Origin of the sequence: Undibacterium umbellatum (assembly GCF_014284125.1) — a bacterium.
Taxonomy (GTDB): domain Bacteria; phylum Pseudomonadota; class Gammaproteobacteria; order Burkholderiales; family Burkholderiaceae_D; genus Undibacterium; species Undibacterium umbellatum.
Window position 1 is genome coordinate 246,602 of record NZ_JACOFX010000004.1, and the last position, 19,737, is coordinate 266,338.

At 52.5% G+C, this 19,737-nt stretch carries 17 protein-coding genes and 1 pseudogene; 13 read left to right on the forward strand and 5 right to left on the reverse strand.

The features are described from left to right. Positions 1–45 precede the first annotated feature (45 nt). The 7 genes from H8L47_RS11205 (at position 46) to H8L47_RS11235 (ending at position 8,943) form a co-directional block, all read left to right on the forward strand. Entirely contained in the window at positions 46–624 is a 579-nt protein-coding gene (locus H8L47_RS11205; protein ID WP_186953666.1) for a hypothetical protein, read from the forward strand. Positions 625–1,137: 513 nt separating this feature from the next. Further along, the gene (locus H8L47_RS11210; RefSeq protein ID WP_186953667.1) at positions 1,138–1,719 is read left to right on the forward strand and encodes a hypothetical protein; all 582 of its coding nucleotides are present in this window, start codon (positions 1,138–1,140) and stop codon (positions 1,717–1,719) included. A gap of 21 nt (positions 1,720–1,740) precedes the next feature. After that, positions 1,741–3,093, forward strand: a complete 1,353-nt coding sequence (locus tag H8L47_RS11215; RefSeq protein ID WP_186953668.1) for a phospholipase effector Tle1 domain-containing protein — start codon at positions 1,741–1,743, stop codon at positions 3,091–3,093. 711 nt (positions 3,094–3,804) lie between these two features. Beyond that, positions 3,805–5,613, forward strand: a complete 1,809-nt coding sequence (locus tag H8L47_RS11220) for a patatin-like phospholipase family protein (RefSeq protein WP_186953669.1) — start codon at positions 3,805–3,807, stop codon at positions 5,611–5,613. A 356-nt stretch (positions 5,614–5,969) separates the two neighbouring features. Beyond that, complete coding sequence (locus tag H8L47_RS11225; RefSeq protein WP_186953670.1) at positions 5,970–6,272, forward strand: hypothetical protein; 303 nt, start codon at positions 5,970–5,972, stop codon at positions 6,270–6,272. A 77-nt stretch (positions 6,273–6,349) separates the two neighbouring features. Continuing rightward, complete coding sequence (locus H8L47_RS11230) at positions 6,350–7,654, forward strand: hypothetical protein (protein ID WP_186953671.1); 1,305 nt, start codon at positions 6,350–6,352, stop codon at positions 7,652–7,654. Between the two features lie 731 nt (positions 7,655–8,385). Then, entirely contained in the window at positions 8,386–8,943 is a 558-nt protein-coding gene (locus H8L47_RS11235; protein WP_186953672.1) for a lysozyme, read from the forward strand. Positions 8,944–9,598: 655 nt separating this feature from the next. Here the strand turns inward: H8L47_RS11235 and H8L47_RS11240 are convergent. Further along, on the reverse strand, positions 9,599–9,802 hold the full coding sequence (locus H8L47_RS11240; protein WP_186953673.1) for a hypothetical protein: 204 nt from the start codon (positions 9,800–9,802) through the stop codon (positions 9,599–9,601). Between the two features lie 2 nt (positions 9,803–9,804). On the opposite strand from H8L47_RS11240, the gene H8L47_RS11245 reads away from it, so the two are divergent. The 4 genes and pseudogenes from H8L47_RS11245 to H8L47_RS11260 all read left to right on the forward strand — a co-directional run bounded on the left by H8L47_RS11245 (position 9,805) and on the right by H8L47_RS11260 (position 15,015). Beyond that, complete coding sequence (locus tag H8L47_RS11245) at positions 9,805–10,812, forward strand: ferritin-like domain-containing protein (RefSeq protein WP_186953674.1); 1,008 nt, start codon at positions 9,805–9,807, stop codon at positions 10,810–10,812. Between the two features lie 35 nt (positions 10,813–10,847). Next, positions 10,848–12,746: a hypothetical protein gene (locus H8L47_RS11250; protein ID WP_186953675.1), complete on the forward strand. Its 1,899-nt coding sequence runs from the start codon at positions 10,848–10,850 to the stop codon at positions 12,744–12,746. A 711-nt stretch (positions 12,747–13,457) separates the two neighbouring features. Beyond that, positions 13,458–13,637 (forward strand): annotated as a pseudogene (locus H8L47_RS29725) (VIT1/CCC1 transporter family protein); the annotation flags it as partial. Positions 13,638–13,986: 349 nt separating this feature from the next. Further along, positions 13,987–15,015, forward strand: coding sequence for a YiiG family protein (locus H8L47_RS11260; RefSeq protein WP_186953676.1), 1,029 nt, complete (start codon positions 13,987–13,989; stop codon positions 15,013–15,015). A gap of 129 nt (positions 15,016–15,144) precedes the next feature. Here H8L47_RS11260 and H8L47_RS11265 read toward each other — a convergent pair whose 3' ends face one another. After that, the gene (locus tag H8L47_RS11265) at positions 15,145–16,254 is read right to left on the reverse strand and encodes a hypothetical protein (RefSeq protein WP_186953677.1); all 1,110 of its coding nucleotides are present in this window, start codon (positions 16,252–16,254) and stop codon (positions 15,145–15,147) included. Between the two features lie 72 nt (positions 16,255–16,326). After that, the gene (locus H8L47_RS11270) at positions 16,327–16,923 is read right to left on the reverse strand and encodes a hypothetical protein (RefSeq protein ID WP_186953678.1); all 597 of its coding nucleotides are present in this window, start codon (positions 16,921–16,923) and stop codon (positions 16,327–16,329) included. A gap of 155 nt (positions 16,924–17,078) precedes the next feature. Between H8L47_RS11270 and H8L47_RS11275 the strand changes: the two genes are divergently transcribed. Then, entirely contained in the window at positions 17,079–17,906 is an 828-nt protein-coding gene (locus H8L47_RS11275; protein ID WP_186953679.1) for an AraC family transcriptional regulator, read from the forward strand. Positions 17,907–17,988: 82 nt separating this feature from the next. Further along, entirely contained in the window at positions 17,989–18,363 is a 375-nt protein-coding gene (locus H8L47_RS11280; RefSeq protein WP_186953680.1) for a cupin domain-containing protein, read from the forward strand. A gap of 331 nt (positions 18,364–18,694) precedes the next feature. On the opposite strand, the gene H8L47_RS11285 is transcribed toward H8L47_RS11280, so the two are convergent. Next, complete coding sequence (locus H8L47_RS11285) at positions 18,695–19,003, reverse strand: hypothetical protein (protein ID WP_186953681.1); 309 nt, start codon at positions 19,001–19,003, stop codon at positions 18,695–18,697. Between the two features lie 69 nt (positions 19,004–19,072). Beyond that, positions 19,073–19,708 (reverse strand): DUF6624 domain-containing protein, encoded by a 636-nt coding sequence (locus H8L47_RS11290; RefSeq protein ID WP_186953682.1) that lies wholly within the window; start codon positions 19,706–19,708, stop codon positions 19,073–19,075. Between the last annotated feature and the right edge of the window lie 29 nt (positions 19,709–19,737).

Sequence of the window (19,737 nt, forward strand, 5' to 3'; positions counted from 1 at the left end):
ACCAGACCACGACAGCAATGGCATCGCATTCATCTAGCGAGAATCATGACAGACACATTCGACAACCGCCCCCGAAGAAAAGCGCTGCAATTGGCGGCGTCTTTTCTGGCAGTCACTTTACAAACACAAATAGGACATATCGCCATGGCAGCAGATGATGATTTCTTGAAGTTCAGTTCGTATAATCTTAGTGTCCGGGTTTTTAACGGCGGTGACTTTCGCCTGGTCTATGCCAATTCACCGCATGCCCTTGCCATAGGTGAAATTGCCAGAGAGAAGACTGAGGCGGATGCAAAGCGAGCGCCAGGTTTTAGTTCAGGCTATACAGCCTTCGCAGGCCCGGCAGAGATGGAATGGCGCTCCAAAGACGGTAGCCTGCTCAAGCACACGCTAGACCTCGACAGCATATTTAAAGACAGAAAAGTGCTCCACCATGAAGACCCGGCGCGCATCTATAAACCCTACCCGTTCTCTGGTGGCGGACCAACCATCGTGATCGAAGCAAATGACCACACCGTGAACGTGTATATGTTTACTACCCTACAGATCATCTCTGAAGACCCCAATGTCACCCTCCGTGAAGCCCATAGAAATTGTGTGCTGGCGTATTCAAAAACCTTGTAAGCCTCTTTGACAGGACAGATGATGGCTGTAACCCAGGCAACGATGGCCGGAAAATAAAAACTGAGCCCGAACTTTTGTGATGAACAGGTGTGCAGGATTTGAACCTGCGCTTGCCTCGTCGTGGCGTCGTAGACGAGCGGAGCGCGTATTCTCTCGTGAAAGGCTTTCACACTCTTGCTGCCACTTCTCCCCTCTTGGTTGGGGCGGCGGCATGGCAATGATGATGCCGCTCGTCGCATTACTGCAATCAATGGCCTTGAGCGTGTGATTGCTTCTTGTCTGTGCTACCCACCATGGGTGATCACTATCAAGATCACGCAGGCTGCATGGCAGTTTCCAGGCTTTTGTCCGAAGAACGCAAATATTGGCTTGCAGGTCGAACTTGAATCTGACTATAATTTAGCACTATTAGTCTCATAAAAATATCTACTTCAATTTCGTGCGTGCTTGTGTCATGTTGATGGAGTCACCATACCACAACAGCAATGGCATCGCATTCATCTAGCGAGAATCATGACAGTCACATTGGACAACCGCCCCCGACGAAGAGTGCTGCAATTGGCGGCGTCTTTTCTGGCAGTCACTTTACAAACACAAATAGGACATATCGCCATGGCAGCAGATGATGATTTCTTGAAGTTCAGTTCACATGACCTTAGTGTCCAGGTTTTTAGCGCCAGTGACCTTCGCCTGGTCTATGCCAACTCGCCGCATGCCCTTGCCATAGGTGAAATGGCCAGAGAGAAGACTGAGACGGATGCAACACGAATGCCAGGATTTACTTCAGGTGAATACCCGACCTTTGCAGGCCCTGTAGAAATGGAATGGCGCTCCAAAGACGGTACACAGCTTAAGCATACACTGGATCTCGACAGTATTTTTAAAGATAGAAAAATCCTTCATAAAGAAGACCCGGCGCGCATTTATAAACCCATGCCAATTTCAGGTGTTCCACCCATCATCATCATCGAAGCAAATGACCGCACTGTGAACGTATATATGTTCACCACAATACAAATCATCCCCGAAGACCCTAATACCACCCGCCGTGAAGTCCACAACAATTGTGTGCTGGCGTATTCAAAAACCTTGTAAGTCTTTTTGACAGGACAGATGATGGCCGAAACCGCAGGCAATGATGGCGTGGACGTCAAAGTGGCGACGCCCGAAGATCTCGCCACTTACACCAAAGCGCAAGCCCAGGTCGATGCATTTAAAGTACCGACGATTTACGACACTCATGACCCGCATGCCAGAGTATTTGTCGCCCTTTTTGATGGCACTGGCAATGATGCCATCAATGACCCTGAGCACTTGACGAATATTGGCATTTTGAAGGAACAACTTGAAGACATCAATAGGAAAAATCCAAATATCGCTTCTCGTTACATAGAAGGCCCAGGAACGCAAGGTGGCGTCATGGGCACGGCCGATGGTGCGCTGGGCTTGACGCACAGCGCTCGCGTTGAGGCCATGTACAGAAAGTTTGAGGTTGTAGCTAACAACTGGCTCAGGGAAGACCCGGATGCCAAGATCAGCGTCATCAACACCGGCTTTAGTCGCGGCGCTGAAGAGGCGGCGACATTTTCTCGTCTCGTCGCTGAACGCGGGGTGCTCGACCTGCAATCCAAAATCGTACAGGCACCACTAGATGGCTCAGGCCCGCCTACTGCGTCCTATACTGCGCCGCCGCTGCGCTCAGGCGACAGCATGCCGCAAACCCTGGCTTTGTTCGACCCCGTCGGCACGGGTGTGCCATGGTTAGGTGACCGAAGACCTGCGCCGTCGGTTGTGTCGGGCTTGCAATTTAGCGCCAAGGATGAGCAACGGGTGCAATTTCCCGGAACAAATTATTGGCCCGAAGGCACGTCTGCTGATGGCCGTTTTTTGAGAGTGACAGTGGCCGGGGCGCATTGCGATATTGGCGGCGCTTACGAAAAAAATGGCTTGTCGAATCGCAATTTCAATATGATGTCGCAGTTTATCAATGTCTCGCTGGGGGACAATCTGGTCAAGAAACTGGAGATACCTGCAGACCCAGCCATGAGTGCGATTCACGATTCATCGCAGCATAAAATGTATTGGATAAAAAAACCTGGGGATCGTCTTACCATTGACAGGCTGGATATTTTGGGCAGAAGCACAGAACCCATGAACCCGGCGATGGAGATCTATACAAAAAACGCCAAAGCCCTGGGTGCGCCGCAGGAAGAGAGCAAACTGGCTGCTACTGGTTCTGCCACGACGCCTGCGGCCGCAGCTGTGCCAGCCCCGGCCTCGTCAGCAACCGCCATCAAACTCGATGGCAAGGAAGATCAACAACCCAGGCAAGCAGCGCCAGTGGCTGTTGAGCCAGATGCCAAGCCTGTAACCAATACCGGTTTGCTGACGATGCATGACAGCCCGTCCAGCCGTTTGATGTCGCAATTCAAAGAGACGCCACGAGCAACGGCACAAGCCAAACTATAAGCGCACCGGAATAGCTTATGGGTATGGCTAGTTTCGCCAATACTGCCGCCCAGGGGATAATGCCTTGGGCAGGTCTTGCGTCACGGCAATTCTAAATTAAAAAAATGTATGAATGAAAGCCCCCCTCCTGCCTTGCAAAACCGCCATACGCAGAAATCGGCTGCACGCAATATTCCTTGAACTCGTGGTAGAGCTAAGAGATCACTGGCCCGTATTGCCAGCTGCAAAAAAAATCATCAAACCAGCGGATCTTTCTTCAGGGCCAAATGCCAGGACTGGGCATAAAAAATCTTTTTTTGCAGCTTCATCGGCTTAAGATTGTTAAGCCCTCCCTCGAGCGAGCACTCGATGAATGCATTTGCCACGACCATCGCCGAATAAGCGATTTTCACCCCGCTGCGCGCCCGCCACCATGTCCTGCGCCTTCTATCCTTACCAAGTCATCTGGTTTCACAAATTGTCTTGCCATGTATGCATACTGAACAAATGATCAGAATCATGCTATTTTGGCATTTTTTATACTTATAAATATGTTATTTTACTTAATAAATTCATATGCACGTCATCACCACCCCACATCATCACCTGGCAGCACCAAGCAAGCTCAAGTAAGCCCAAGTAAGTTCATAAAGCTGCTCGCAACACCTCAGTAAGCACTACCGGCGGTAAAAAAGCTAGCCTCACTCGCATAAAATCACAACAGGAGCAGCAATGTCAGAACAGACTTATGAAATAGGATTAGTGGGCGCCGGCGCTATCTCGGCAGGTGCCTATACCGGCGGCGTCGTCGATTTCATGGTGCAGGCACTCGATGCCTGGTATGCTGCCAAGGAGCAAGACCAGCAAAACAGCAACACCACTGTGCCTCCGCATGATGTCAAACTGTCGGTGTTTTCCGGTGCTTCTGCAGGTGCCATGACCGCCGCCATCGCCACCGCCTATCTGGCCTCAGAACAGCCACCTGTTACCAGCCCCGACGATGCCCGCAACAAGGCAGGCCAAAACAAACTCTATGACAGTTGGGTAGAACGCATCGACATCAGCCACCTGCTAGAGAGCAAAGACCTGGCACATGACAACGCCCCCGTCACCTCTCTGCTGGACTCCAGCATCCTCAGCGACATCGCCAACAGCGGCGTCTCCATCAACCCGCGCCCCGCACCGCGCCCGTACCTGGCCAGCAACTTTGAACTCATCCTCACCGTCACCAACCTGCGCGGCATTCCCTATGGCTTCAACCTCCTTGGCAGCCAGCAAGGTAGCTACAATATGTCCCTGCATGCCGACTATGTTCATTTTCGCATCAACCAGAACGGCGACCAAGCCCTGCCAGACCGCCACAGCATGCGCTGGGTCGACTTCCAGACCGACTCCCCCATCAAAGACAAACTCAAGCTGGCCGCGCTGGCCTCCGGTGCCTTCCCCTTCGGCCTGGCACCACGCCTGCTCGACAACTCCATCGCCAGCGCCCCGGCAACTGACCTGTATGGCGCCCGTAGCTGGCCCGTACCCACGCCCGACGCTGTTCCCCACCAATGCACCAGCTACCGCAACATCCCTGCCAGTTTTGGCCAGTTGCCGCCAGAATACCACTACGCCTATTATTGCGTCGATGGCGGCGTCATGAACAATGAACCGCTGGAACTGGCACGCAAAACCCTGCTCACCGATGGCCAGCACAATCCGCGCGAAGGCAACAAAGCCACCAAGGGTCTGCTGCTGATCGACCCCTTCCCCAATAACAGCGAATTTACCCAGCAATACCCGGCCAGCCCGGAAGTGCCCGACATCATCAGCACCGGCATGGCCCTGTTCTCTGCCCTCACCAACCAGGCTCGCTTCAAACCCGATGAACTCTTGCTGGCCGCAGATGAAAACGTCTATTCCCGCTTTATGGTCGCCCCCAGCCGCGACAATTCCGCCACCCCCATCGCCTGTGGCACCCTCGGTGGTTTTGGCGGCTTCCTCAAGCAGGATTTCCGCGCCCACGACTTTTTCCTGGGTCGTCGCAATATGCAGAAATTCCTCAAAGACCACTTCGTCCTGCCAGAAAACAACCCCCTGTTCGAACACTGGCCAGAAGAAATGCGCGCCAAATATTGCGTAAAAGACAAAGACGGCAAACCCCTGCGCTACCAGGAACAGCAACCAGGCCAGAATCAAGGTGAGGGCGAGGGTGAAGAGCAGGGCGAGATCGAGAAGCAGGACAAGGACACAGTCAAAATCCCAGCTCCGCGCCTGCTGCCCATCATCCCCCTGGTCAACAACAGCCTCATCGACGGATGCTACAAACCAGTCTGGCCCAGCTATAGCCAGGACGAACTTGAACAACTGCGCAGCCAGATCAAAAACCGCCTCGACAACGTGGTGGACCATCTGATCCAGCATTACCTGAGCAAACAATGGCTGATCACCCGCTGGATAGCCCAATTCGTCGTCTTCAGAAAGAAGCCAGAAATCCTCGACAAAGCATGCGTCTATATCAGCGCTGAATTGAAAAAGGCAGGCATCATGACATAAGCTAGCCCAGTAGTAGCAATGCCAGCCATGCCATGTGCTGGCATGGCGAGCCTCTGGTAGAGCCACCACCGCAAAGTTTTCCCCACAACAAGAAAATTAGATAAATTTGCAACAATCTGCAAAATATATTGATTTTTTGCTCATTTTAATTATGAAAAATGCTAGCCTAATACGCATTAGGTGAAACGTGATTTTCCGCAAAAAAAATTGGAAACATCCCTTGATATAAGGCAGATTTCCAAACACTGGCACGCCTGGCAAGCAAAGCGAAGTGCCGGTGATGTTCGCACCGGTTGCCACTCAAAAAACAGCAATAAGCCAGCCATCGGCGCAGACCAAGACACAGGGAGGACAACATGCACAACATCAGTCTGACGACAACACTGCTTATCAGTATTGCCTTATTGATGCTTGACGGGCGCGCATGCGCCCAAGGCCTTTCAGGTAATACAAAAACGCCTCTAGTCAAATCCGAGCTTACAGTAGAGTTAATCAAGGCGATGTCTGATAGCGATAAAAAACGCATCTACATCATCCAGGGCGAAGATTACGTCGTGATCAAATCTCAGGGCGGCAAGGTGTACACAGTCAACCTGTTTGCGGCCGATGCTGTCAAAAAAAATACGGCTGACAAACCCGAAGATAAAAAATCGGAATAACACAACGGCCATTCAAACACTGCCGTGTAGCAGATCAGCAGATCAGCAACCCAGGCATATCAGCAAGAGGAGCAAGCATGCCAGCAATCGACGCGACACAAGCCACGGCACCGGAAGCAAACACGGCCACGCATGCTGGCATAACAAGTACGAACAGTACCACCGGCAATACCCCCAGCAACGAGTCCATCGCAGCCAGCGCCAGCCCACCTGCCAACGTACCAGGGACAGCAGACGCTCCCACACCGCCATCGCGCAAACCCGCCAGCAGCATTATCGTCGTGCTACTGCTCGCGATCAGTTTGCTATATGTCATCACCGCCACTGAACACCACTACAACAGCGCCCACGATAAAAATCTGCTCATACAAAAGCAAATCCTCTGCCTCTCCCTGGAGAAAAACCTGCAAGCCCAGCTCAAGACCAGCAGCGACAATTCACACATCAGGGTAACCAAAGAAGTTCTCAAACAATGCGAAAAAAGCCTGTACGACAACCCTGATTTTTCTGGCTATGCGGACAAACTGACTGCTGACAAAGACGCTGAAGAAGCAAGCAAAGCAAAATTGCTGGAACGATTCTTCTTCTCGCCGGGTGGCGCGGGCAACTTCGTCTATAAAATTGGTCTGGCCGCCTTGTATGCCATCATCATCCTGTGCGCCTCACTCATCCTTATCGCCATCATAGAATCGCAAGGACTGATTCACCATGACAGCAATGACATCATTGACAAGCTCAAAAGCTGGATGGGGAGCAAGAGCGATGACAAAGACAAGAACAAATCCGCCCTACCCGGCCTGCTTGCCACCGCCTTGTTTGTCGGCCCCGCAACAATGGGCGGCTTCATGGCCATCCATACTGAGCCACTCAACATATCCATGAAAGCAAGTGGCAAGATTGGAACTGGTGGCACCAACAGAGACATCCATATCGGCGGTGACGGTAAACCCATCAACATTCCAGTCAAGTTTGATGTCGACCCCGTCAGCACCTCCCTGCCCATCACCCTCAAACCAATTGCCGCGCCTGTCAGCATCGACGTCAATGTCAATGGAGACGCAAAAACTGAAACCACCTTACAACATCAGGTCAACGTCGCCCTGCCCACGCTGGAAGCCAAACTGGAAAACAATTTTCGAATTCAAGATGAACTTAACACGCGCCTGATCGTTCTATTGAACAAGCCCACTCCCAACATTGCACTAGATACCGCTGGTATCAGCTCCGCCATTACTCGCTTGTCCCATGCACAGGAAGAAAACCTCAAGATTCTCTCCAGCCTTAGCAAAGAACTCATCAACCTGTCAAAGAACGAAAAATCCAAAATCAACTCCAGCGGCCTGGAATGCACCATCAAAGGTAATTGCCCCCCGATGCATTGACAAGCTCCTAACCAGCAAAACGTGCTGACTTTCCTACCTCAAACAGCGCCCTGACTCCTCCTCGTCCGGCTCAGTCGCTGGCATGGCCCAGCTTGCTTACAATGTGGGACGACAATTCAAAGCTAATAAACTGCATGAATGAAAGTCCTGGGTATCATCTAGCCTTCCCCCTCCTCTGGCGTTAGCCAAAGGAGTAAAGTTAATGTGCGAACGAAACTTTAACGAGGAGGACTGTATGTTATTTTGCGGGATAGACCTGCATTCGAACAATTGCGCTGTGACTATTTAAGTCAAATCCGACAAAGTATTGTACACAAGGCAGCTGGATGATGATCTGCCCATCCCTTAGACACAACACGGTACTCAGATGTTTCTGGAATAGCTATGATACTTGGGCGAAATCCAGGATGATGTTTCGCTGAATCCACATGGGAGAAGCTGCGATTCACGCAAGCACACGTTGAAGCGAAAGGCACGACCGCATTTTGAAACAAGTGTGTGGTGACTCAGTAAATATGATCGCGGTGTGTTGCGAGTATGTTGTTCGCCTACTTGACTAACGTGGGGAAATGGGTGGCCCCGGCTTTTGCGACACATGTTTTGTGGTGTCTTTCTTTGGCAAAAAAATTATCAATAGTTATCACAAATTACATGAATCGGTGCACAATACAAGAGCTGACGGCAGCTCAATTTCTTCCGTCCCCATCACCATTTCATAAAGGAGTGTCGATATGCCTGCTCTGCTCTGGGATCGCAAAAGCGTGCCGCCCGCTGCCACCGTGGTAGTTAAACGAATCGAAGGTTTCTTCAGCAACCCATACGACGATAACGGAGCCTTACCTGGCGGCACCTGGACAATTGGTTACGGCACCATCGTCGATGCTGACGGCAAGGCGGTGACGCCGCGAACGGCTGCGATCACCGAAGCCCAGGCGCAAGAATTACTTCGACGTGACATGGGCGGCGCGGCGCGAGATGTCGCCCAGCGCGTCAACGTGGAATTGACCGAAAATGAAGCGGCTGCTCTGATCTCCTGGACCTACAACTTGGGTGGCGGCAATCTGTCCAAGTCGACCATGCTAGTCAAGTTGAACTCCCATCAGAAATCTGGCGTGCCGACCGAGATGCGTAAATGGATTAACCAAGAAGGCAAGCCTTTGGTCGGCTTGTTGCGCCGGCGCTGGGCCGAGGCCGCCATCTTCAGCGGCATCGATCCCATCAATGCTTGCGTGCTTGCCTGGAAAAACATCGATTCGCTCGACGACTGGCCCGATTTCCCCAATGCTTGACTAGGGCGTGTTGACATATCTTTTAGACAAAGCGTTCCCGCCATATCGCGGGCTGGCAAGGCGTGCGGTGCAGTCAGGGCTGGCGCCCCTGACAAGACGCGCAACGCAGTCCAGCGTGCGATATGGTGGGGGCCGCCTAGGTGGAACCCGGAGGGAATAGGCCAGAAACCTCGCCTGGCGTTGTTGTGCGTCGCTCACTTGGCTCGCCAAGCAGCGCTCCCCACGCCTAGCCAGGCAAGGTTTCTCACCCATTCGCTTGACTAAAAGATATGTCAACACGCCCTAATGTGTAGTAGGCGCGACTGATCTACGGGGGGCTGGTCCCCCCATTTTTTTTACCGTAGCTAAAACTAGCACTATGCCGCAATGGCGAGTTTTTGTTTCGGAGCCCCACCCACCCAAGGCCATGTTGCGCCTTTGGTGACTGTATGGCCAAAGCCACCCTGTGCCGCAATCCCGTACTTCTTCCACAGTATCAAACAGATGATGGGATACCCATCGATAGCGCGGTGGGTATCGTGCCGCGCTTGCCGCTTTGGTTTTGAAAACCAACCTGCTTCGCATCGAAATTGTTGTTAAACGCATCATTCATGCAAATTTAACAAAATAATGCTGGCATTCTTATTATCATATAGTAAAGTCATTATATTAATTTTCATCCGTCTGCCTGCTTCTTGTCTACCGCCTGTGTATGAGGTGGCAGACAGCTAGCAGGCGGCAACAGACTGGCCTTATGGTCAGCCTGCTCTTGCTCCATCCTTTCCACCCGCGACACCACCTTGCCAGCTATAGGAGAAGCGCCATGAACACCTCTTTGACTCTTGCCAGCCCCCAGCACCCCCACGCTATAAGGGGGCAAGCATGATACGCCTGCAACTCAACCCCATTGCCAGCATCGCCGATGCCCAGGCCATGTTGCAAACCGCCATCAATGTTGAATTTGGCACCCTGCCGCCCTATCTGTATGCCCAGCTCAGCATACTGCCGGGTAGCAATGCCCCCGCCATGGCGCGGCTGCAAACCATTACCCATCAGGAAATGATCCACCTCTGCCTGGGCGCCAACATCCTCAATTCTCTCGGCGGCAGCCCCAAGCTGGTGGCACCGGTCTATCCTGGGCCCCTGCCGGGCGACATCGGCTTTGATGGCAAAGTGCTGACCCTGCACCTGCTGCCGTTTGGCAAGGACGCCATGAAACAGGGCATGGACATAGAAATGCCGGTAGACCCAATCGACTTCCCGCAGCTCAAAACGGCCACCCTGACTGCCACCAAGGCCGTCACCATCGGCCAGTTCTATGAAGCCCTCGATGCCTATCTGAAATCCCTGCCCGCCAGCGCCTGGCAGATGAACCGCAACCAGATCAGCGACGCCCAGTTCTTCCCTGGCCAGATCTTTGCCGTCAACAACTATGCCGATGCCCACCGCGCCATCCAGGTCATTGTCTCCGAAGGTGAAGCCACCAGCACCAGCCCGCTCGACTTCAGCAATGAACTGGCTCACTTCTACCGCTTTGAAGAAATCTACCGCAACCAGGTGCTCACCAGCATCCCGGCCAATCCCGGCTATGCCTGGGGTGCGCCGCTAGGCGTTGACTTTGCCAAATCCTACCCCGCCGTTAACGACCCACAATTGCTCGACTACAGCAAACAGCCAGAAGCCGCCCGTGCCGCCCAGCAAGCCTGCACCGTTGCCTACACCGCCATGGTCGACAGCCTTAACCTGGCCTTGAACGGCGATGCCGCCCAGCTTGGCATTGCCGTACGCCGCATGTTTGACCTGCGTATGGCCGCCATCCACGTCCTGCAGACGCCGCTGGCCGACAAGAGCAAAGTGGCCGGACCGGCCTTCATCTACCACGCTGCCTGAACACGGCACACCGCAACGATCACGGGAGAAACAGCATGAGCATTCTGCAACTACCACGCATCCACTTCAGGGGACAAATGTCCTGGGACCCCATCGTCACCAACAACTACCCCAATTTCTATAATGAAGACACCGCCCAACCCGCCCTGACCCCATCTGAGAGCATGAACCAGTTCCGCCAGGCAGCCATTGAAGCTGCCAAGGGTGGCAACTGGAATCCGCACGGCACCCACCGCTCCGCCTTCTTTGACACCAGCGTCACAGCCGTTGACCTCGGCCATGGCCCGGTCACCACCGACAAACTGTGCGGCGCACCGGCGGTCCTTAACGCCATGCTGGTTGACCTGGAACCGTATGGTTCCTGCTCCTCACAATTATTCTTTGACACACTGCGCTTTGGCATAGACGGCGGCTGCCGCATTGTCGCACCGCGTAATGAACGCTTCACCGCCCGCTACATCAACTTTAATCGCAACCCTTTCGGCTTTACTGCTGGCGGCGCCTCCGTCAACTGGCAAACTACATTCGCCACCGCTGGCCTCACCATCAACAGCCACGGCAGCGATGTCCTGCACGCCCTGCAGCAAGCCCTGCATGAGCCAGACGCACTTGGCCTGGTAGTCGCCTTCAATGCCTACCGCACCATTTATTTTGATGACCCCACGCTGCAAAATAGCAAGCCCCCCAGCATACCGGTACAAAACCAGCGCGAAATACTCTACCAAAAATTGCTGGCCGGTGGCTTCCAGCCAAATCCCGCCCGCAGCCTCATCGTCGGCACCATCGGCGTCTGGCGCAAGGGCGAAGCCACGCACGAACCGAGTGACCGCGCCCTCTTGCCCGATGCCAATGCCAAAGCCTTTGTCGCTACGGCCCATGCCCGCATAGACCGCGGCCATGTCAACCTCGATCTCTCCAACAGTATCAGCGAAACCGGCGCAGCCCTCATCAAGCAAGACCTTGGCACCCTGCAAGTGGTGGCCGTCGATGCAGCCAGCAAAAAAGAATACCAACTGGCCAGCTTCAACTACCCCCAATATGACCGCCACGCCTATGAAGCCAGCGCCGGCATTGTCAGCGTGCCGCTCAACCCGGCCTTAAGCGCCGCCGACCTGGCCCATGCCGAACTGGCCGACTGGCAATTACGCAGTAGCAAAGAAGGCTTGCTGCTGAGTGAATCGGCGACCCGCATCATCCCGCAAAGCCCCAATCTCTACCTCGACCAGGGCCCGGCTGGCAACACCAAACTGCAACTCTACCTGCATGGCAAACCCGTGCAAAAAATCAGCGACGTCACCGTCTACCAAGTCAAAACCAACCTGCAGACCGAAGAACTGGACATCATCGGCACACAAGAACTTAAAACCAATGCCCAGGGCCAGCTCGTCATCAGCGCCGATGCCAGCACTGGCAATGTGTATGGCTACCTACCCCTGCTCGGAAAAAACCTGCCCCCCCCACCCGACCTGAAAGACGGCATCGACACACAGACCTACACCTATGCCTACGTGCGCGTGCTGCCTGCCGACAGCGCCACTGCCGCCCTCCCACCAACCTGGGACAATGTGTACAAAAACGTCCTCATCAACTGGAACGCCATGGCACCCTGCATGGACAACTGGCTAGACCTGGCCAACCCGGTACAAGTCCACAACTACGCCAGCATCCTGCAGCGCCTGACCGACCCCAAAGCTTTTGAAAGCTACCTCTTCATGCCCGTCACCCGCGACATGACAGTCGGGCAGCGCAGCCTGCTGAACAACTTCCTCAAGCAAGCCCTGCCTCATCCAGCCGACCTGGTAGAAAAAGTCAGCACCCGCACGGTGGCCACCGCAGCACCAGTCAGTGCCAGCACAGCGCCCCAGCAACAGCCAAACGGCAAGCCCAATTTTGTCGAGCTTAGCCGCAGCCTGCGCAATGTCGACAATGAATAAGCAGAGGTGAAACAGAGAAAAGTAATATAGCGAAAAGCACCGAAGGCAGCACCAATGCAGGGCGCAGGCTTTTGTTCACGAGCCTGCGCCCTCTTCGTCACAGATGAATACAGGGCAAACTACCGCAGCGTTAGCACCTGTTGACGATCTTGAACGTAAGCGCGAGCCTGGCGTATGCGCTACATAAGCTGCTCGTGAACGAGAACCCATTTCGCTTTTATGCCAGATCAAAATGAAATCAGGTCCTACATCACGACAATTAAAATCAATAATCTGCATGAATGAAGAACTCATAATCATCTAGCCGCCCCCCTCTTCAGCAATTGGCCAAAGGAATAAAGTCAAGGCGCGAACGGACTTTAACTTGGGGACGGTACGTTATTTTGCGGCATAGACCTGCATGCAAACAATTGCGCTGTGATTTTTTAAGACGCATCTGACAAGGTGTTGTACCCAGGTCCGCTGGCCATTGATCTGGAAACTATTTGTGACCACAGCCTTTTTTCATGCCTCGATTTTAGATTTTCCATGCAGTTATCCTGGCTTATTTACGCAGGCGCACGGATTCCGATTGTCCCAAAAAGCCAATATGACTGCACGAAGCAAACGATCCTTTTCCGCATGCTCTGCTTTGCGTATTTCTTTTCACGTGACCACACTGAAAGCTGGCGCAATGGACGTTCTATTCAGTATCAAGAAAGGATCTCACGCATGGCCTATCGACACAGAGAGTTTCACAGGCTGGAAAATATAGGATGGTTGCGTGCTGCTGCTTTAGGTGCAAACGATGGCATAGTTTCGACTTCAAGTTTGATACTTGACGTTGCTGCGGCACATGCAACCCACAGTAGCATAGTCATTACCGGTATGGCGGACCTGATTGCTGCTGCCAAGGGAAAAATAATGCACTGCCTGACGGTGCTTCAAATCCGCAAGGGCTTGCGGGTTCGCCATGCAAATCCAGATAGGCAGGTGCAGCGTGGGCGATACTCAGGAAAGTGCCTGGGCGATCGGTCGTCAAGCTAGCAGCAGATCACGCGAGCACCCAACTGCAGTGCGATACGCGCCTGCCGCATCTCGCACCGCAACGCAGAAAACAAATAGAGTGAAACCATGCACACAACTGGATACAAATTGTTGCAACTCTTTGAAAAATGAAAAGCTAAGATGGCGCTCCCAGCTTGACATTTATTGATGTGCAAGCCATTCCCATAGCAGAATATCTACCCCAAATAATACAGTGACACACAAATCCACCACAGCCCATACTCTGGCTTGCATCAGCCTGGCCTTGCTGGCTACCGCTTGCAGCAAGAAAAACGAAGATCCCTCTGCCCCAGCAATGGCATCCATGCCAGCAGTAGCGTCTGTCGCTGCAAGCACCCCGGCAGCAACTGCCAGCAATGCAGCAGCCAAACCTGCAGAGGCTGGTTCCAGCAAGTTGCAAGACTATATCGCCTGCTATAACAAGCTGGACGGTGACGCCCACCGCAGCATTGCGCGCTATCAAAGCTGGGTCAAGGACATGGACAAAGGCCCAAACGGAAAAGAAATGGTGGTGTATGGTCTGTATAAAATCGATATGGATGACATCGCCAAATGCAAAGCAAGTTTTGGCAAGGCCGCACAAAGCAAGCTCGACAATGCCGCGACTGCCTATATCGACATCCTGAGTGAACTGGGCGCGCTGGTTACTGAAGCAGAAGTGTACTACAGCCGCGACAATTATAAGGACGATGCCTTTGCCAAAGGCAAGAAACTGCATGGCCCACTAGCCGATGCGATGAAACGCTTTGAAGAAAAAAGCAATGTCTTCTCGAATGAAATCGAAGTCGAGAATGACAAGGCCCTGGATGCAGAAATGCAGCAACTGGAAAAATCCGAAGGCCGCCAGCTGCCCTATTTGCAAATGGCATTGATGAGCAAGGCCAAGCAACTGGTGCGCCTGATCGGTGAAGAAAGTTTCGACGCTGCTGCCGCCGGTAAATTGTTGGCCGACTATGAAAGTCTTACCGATGAAGCCATCGCCTACGCCAAGAAGAATAGCGAAAGCGCGGCCAGCGGCTGGTCCACTCTTGAACGTGCAACAGAAGATTATCGCAAAGCTGCAAAAGAACGCGTACGCCGTATCCGCGACAAGGTGGCGTACAGCGAAGGTGAAAAAATGATGCTGAAGCCAGGCTCAGGCTGGATGGTGGAAGGCAGTCAGGAAAAAGTCACCAAAGCCTACAATGCGATGATAGAGGCGAGCAACCGCATGAATCGCTGATACAGATAACACCGGGACTTTCGCAGCACAATTGAGGCAAAAGTCCTGAACACAGAACCAACCCGGTAGTGCTCCAGTCCCCATCTGGAGTCGCTCTTTATAATGCCCTCGTTTTTTGAGGGCATTTTTTTATGGTTGCACAGATTTGCATTGCGCCGCTTGCTTGCCGATAGTCGCCTGGTCGCCAAACAACAGCCTCACCCCACATTGAGAACCAAACATCTTGCTCTGGTCATGCCCCACCCCCTGCACATCAAAATAATGATGCACGAATTTGCCTGATGCTTTGTCTGAAACTTTGCCTGCCTGGCTTTGTCCGCTCAGGTATTGCTCATAGGCCCAGTAAGCATGGGCGCGTTCGAAACGTGTGGCACCCTGGGCCTCTGCTGCACAAGACTTGTCTAGTACGCGGTGATTGGGGTCGGTATCAAGGCTGCCGACCAGATAAGTCACCTGCCTTTGCAGATGGCGCTGGGATAAATCCTTGCCCGCCATGCCCCTGGCATAGGCGACCATATTTTGCATGCCATAACGATAGTCATCATAGGCCGGGCAGATGGTTTTATCATAGGGCGCAAATTGACCGGTACGCTGTAGCCTGTCAGGCGTGAAGTGTAAATAGGAAGACGGGTTCGCCACCACATACTGCACGTCCAGCCCTCTGGCCCGCAAGCTTTCATCGACATGGTTCAACACTGCATAACGATGCACCAATTGCCCGCCACCAGAATGTCCGGCGAAAGTGATTTTCTTTAGCAGCGGCAGACGCGATTTATCGGCAAGGAACTGAGCGATATCATCCAGCACCTGCAGGGAACTGAGACCAGCCAGCGTCCCGGTGCCAGGCAAAGCGGCGTCACCCCCCGTCCATCCTTGCACAGACCAGACCGGCATTTGCTCAAAGCCCTTGTCAACATCGGGCTTGCCAGGAAAATTAGGCGCCAGCACCAGCACCTCATCCTGCGAACGGCCAGATGCCTGCAACAAGGCCATCGCCGCTGCATAATAATCATTCCCATTGCGCTGTATGCCATGCTGGACGATGATGACTTCACGTATCTGGCGCAAGTCCCCTTTCAGGACATGATTGGCATACACAGGGAAGTCATAACCTGCCTGTTGCTCAGGCACAGGCAGGTGCAAGCGCTGCCATACCGGGGCAGCAGCTTGTACAGGCAGTGCCAGACTGGCGGCCAGGACAAACACTGAAAGCGGGCAGAGGAAATGATATGGTCTCATGTAAGCCTCAACTAAAGTATCGTAGCAATCATGGCTTGCCGATGTTGTCGATGCAGGGCCGCGCCAGGTTTGTTAATGTATGCCGGTAAAGGGTTCAGGTTTTATCCACCTTGTACCTATTGTGATCCTCGTTTGAGCGGGGCCGGAAAATTCATTCACGGATGGCACATTATTGCGCGACTCCAGCGCCATGAAGGCTGGCAGGGTGACCTGAAAATCACTACCGAGAGGGGTATCAAGATGGAAGCTGATGAACAGATTGCTGCGTGTACTGCCACTAAATCCCTCCGCCTCCCGCGTGATTGTGTCGATGGTATCGCATGTGTTTGCGTTTATATGGACTGGGCGGTAAATCTTGCCATGATTATGTACCATGGCTGACTGACATAGCACGGCAAAAGTATACTCAGGGCCTCGTTTTTCAAAGACATGATCTGTGCTGACATGAATACTCACTTGCCGGATGTAGCTGTCTGCGGAAATGGAATAGGCAACCCGGTCTTCCTGGCTGACTTGAAAAAACGTAGGCTGCGTCGCATATTCCTTGCGACGGATGACTTTGATGGCACTGTCGTCAACCACGTCATAATATCGGCCACAGGCACTGAGCAGCAAAGCACCCACGCAAAGACCCATAGCTTTCGTGATTTTTTGATTGATTCTCAACATATGATGGACTATTCCAATTACCTTGTATGCCAGAAATCCGAGACATTCTCTATGAATGACTATTTGCTTTCTGCGCCTGCCACGTATTTGGCGACGATTGGGCGGCAGGCTTGTATTGATGCTAGCATAAGATGCCTGAGAGGGACCATATCGTCATGAACAAACACCGCAGCGACTGGATACTTCACGCACCTGGCTCTGCCAGGCTGGAACGCATAGAAGCCTTTTTTGCTGGCAATGCCTACGCCATGCACAGGCATGATACCTATGCCATCGGCACCACCCTGTCCGGCGTACAGAGTTTTCTCTATCGCGGTAGTGAGCGGCATAGCCTGCCTGGTGGCACCATGGTGCTGCATCCTGACGAGGCCCATGATGGGCAGGCGGGCACAGGGGCAGGTTTTCATTACCGCATGATCTATGTCGAACCTGCCCTGATACAGCAGATACTGGGCGGCCAGGCCTTACCGTTTATCAGGCATGGCCTCTCGACAGACCCGCGCCTGTTTGCCGCCACCCAGGCCCTGATACAGCGCATGGACAGCCCCATGGACGCTATGGAAGAACAGGATGCCCTGTTCGACTTGGCCCAGGCCTTGCACGCCTGCTCTGACAAACACATCGTCGATGCCGCCAGCAAACAGTATTTTGATTATCGCGCGGCGGAACGGGCACGCGAATACATGCACAGCGCGCTGACCAACAATATCACTCTGGAAGAACTGGCAGAACACAGTGGCCGCGACCGCTGGAGCCTGTCACGCGACTTTCGCCTGCTGTTCGGCACCAGCCCCTACCGCTACCTGACCATGCGCCGCCTGGACCTGGTCAAGAGCCTGCTGATGCAAGGGTACACGCTGGTGCATGCTGCACTGGCGGCTGGCTTTAGCGACCAAAGCCATATGAGCAAACACTTCGTCAAAACCTTTGGCCTGACACCGCTGCGCTGGCTGAACATGCATGGCAAGGTGACGCGTCGTTAAGAACTGACGCACAAACGTACAAGAATTGCAGATGGGGCTTGCGTATGCTGGGGCTTTTCAAACATAGCCAGGGATACCAGCCATGAGCAGCAAGACCTATCAAAGCATCAACTTCAACAGCAAATTCAGCCTGTTCAGCGAACAGTGGTCACAAAAAGTCATCGCCGAAATGAACGACTACCAGTTCAAAGTCGCCCGGCTGCAAGGTGATTTCATCTGGCATGATCATGCAGACACAGACGAGAGTTTCATCGTCCTCGAAGGACAATTACGCATCGATTTTCGCGATGGCCATGTGTTGATATCAGCAGGTGAAATGTTTGTCGTACCGAAAGGCGTAGAACACAAACCCAGTGCGGTCGATGAAGTCAAACTCTTGCTGATAGAACCGCGCGGTGTCGTCAACACCGGCGCTGAAGGTGGTGAGCGTACCAGTGCGATGGATGTGTGGATTTGAGGTTTAAAGTTCGCTTCGTCGCCTGCGATTGGCTTTTCTGCATCGTCTAAAAAGAACGCACCACTCATTCTAAGCGACCAATCCCAAAACGTCATGCCAGACTTGATCTGGCATCCAGCGGCGTTGGTCGTGCACATGTGCAGTAATCCGTTGATCACAAATCAGCAAGCGCATAGACCGCCAGGAAATTTACAGTCACGGTTGGACGACGCTGGATGCCGGATCTAGTCCGGCATGACGAGTGTAAGGATAATCGCCAGAAATCGACACGACGTTTATACCCTTAAATTTATGCTTATTTCATGCGTCGCAAGAGGTTTAAATTGCGACGTCAATTTCGAAATTCTGGTGCGAGACACGCATCAAACACTTCGTGCAATTTTTCCAAGTCTATATTCCGTGGAAAAATCTTATCCTGGGTTTTAGCACTACCATGCAGTACCGTAAAAATCGCCCAATCCATTTTAAGCAACCGCTCGTTGTCTTTAATAGCGTAGATATCCTCATATACTCTATCATGCAGTGTACTCAGCTCAGGTATGGTTACGCCACCGTTATCATGAAATTTTTTACTGCTTACATCAATGCTTGCTGGCCAGAGCGAGACCACCATCTCAAACAATACATCAAAATTTGTCATCCGTAATCCTCGATTATTTTCTGATACGCACAGCACATCCGGCAATTGTGTAGCGACATATTGAAGTACCTATCTGTTTTTATCCACAGCAACAAGCTTATTTACCTGCGGCGGATATTTTTCATCAAACACCTTAATGCGCAGCATACCTATTTTCTCGCGTCTTTCATTAAGCTTTTCTGGTTCATGAACCTCCCCATATAATTCTACGCCGTCTTTTCCAGGAACAAAATGAGTCCCATACAGCTGACCCAAGCCCTGATCAAAACGCATGCGGTCCAGCATCATGACATAGCGAAAACTGTGCAGCTGATTATTCTCATATAGCTTTTCAAAGTAAGGAAAATATTCGATTCTGTCTTCCTTGCTGCTGTGCTGGATAGTCAGGAACATGGCAGAGTTGGCCTTGTAGCTCAGTTGTTTTGCATCAGGCCAGCCACAGGTGTTGAAAATATCGTGGACGATGGCGCGATTTTTTGCATCTGCCACAAGTATGTCTTGCAGGATTTTTTCTACTTTGGCTTTATTTTCAGGACCGGGCGCAAATTGTTGATCATAGCCAGCCAGCATATGCGCAGTACGCAAACCCTGATCACGCTCCAGCACTTGTTCAAGTTCTGCATTCATCTTGCTTGCTACGCAGATTTCTTGTGCCGGGCATAAAACAGAATGGAATGCGAGCAGCAGAAAAAGTATTTTTTTCATTGATGTCTCTCAAAAATGTTGATGAGCGA

Bases quoted from the DNA above. Each gene is read 5' to 3' on its own strand.
- H8L47_RS11205 (WP_186953666.1), top strand. From the start codon at position 46: ATGACAGACACATTCGACAACCGCCCCCGAAGAAAAGCGCTGCAATTG.
- H8L47_RS11210 (WP_186953667.1), top strand. From the start codon at position 1,138: ATGACAGTCACATTGGACAACCGCCCCCGACGAAGAGTGCTGCAATTG.
- H8L47_RS11215 (WP_186953668.1), top strand. From the start codon at position 1,741: ATGGCCGAAACCGCAGGCAATGATGGCGTGGACGTCAAAGTGGCGACG.
- H8L47_RS11220 (WP_186953669.1), top strand. From the start codon at position 3,805: ATGTCAGAACAGACTTATGAAATAGGATTAGTGGGCGCCGGCGCTATC.
- H8L47_RS11225 (WP_186953670.1), top strand. From the start codon at position 5,970: ATGCACAACATCAGTCTGACGACAACACTGCTTATCAGTATTGCCTTA.
- H8L47_RS11230 (WP_186953671.1), top strand. From the start codon at position 6,350: ATGCCAGCAATCGACGCGACACAAGCCACGGCACCGGAAGCAAACACG.
- H8L47_RS11235 (WP_186953672.1), top strand. From the start codon at position 8,386: ATGCCTGCTCTGCTCTGGGATCGCAAAAGCGTGCCGCCCGCTGCCACC.
- H8L47_RS11245 (WP_186953674.1), top strand. From the start codon at position 9,805: ATGATACGCCTGCAACTCAACCCCATTGCCAGCATCGCCGATGCCCAG.
- H8L47_RS11250 (WP_186953675.1), top strand. From the start codon at position 10,848: ATGAGCATTCTGCAACTACCACGCATCCACTTCAGGGGACAAATGTCC.
- H8L47_RS11265 (WP_186953677.1), bottom strand. From the start codon at position 16,254: ATGAGACCATATCATTTCCTCTGCCCGCTTTCAGTGTTTGTCCTGGCC.
- H8L47_RS11270 (WP_186953678.1), bottom strand. From the start codon at position 16,923: ATGTTGAGAATCAATCAAAAAATCACGAAAGCTATGGGTCTTTGCGTG.
- H8L47_RS11275 (WP_186953679.1), top strand. From the start codon at position 17,079: ATGAACAAACACCGCAGCGACTGGATACTTCACGCACCTGGCTCTGCC.
- H8L47_RS11280 (WP_186953680.1), top strand. From the start codon at position 17,989: ATGAGCAGCAAGACCTATCAAAGCATCAACTTCAACAGCAAATTCAGC.
- H8L47_RS11285 (WP_186953681.1), bottom strand. From the start codon at position 19,003: ATGACAAATTTTGATGTATTGTTTGAGATGGTGGTCTCGCTCTGGCCA.
- H8L47_RS11290 (WP_186953682.1), bottom strand. From the start codon at position 19,708: ATGAAAAAAATACTTTTTCTGCTGCTCGCATTCCATTCTGTTTTATGC.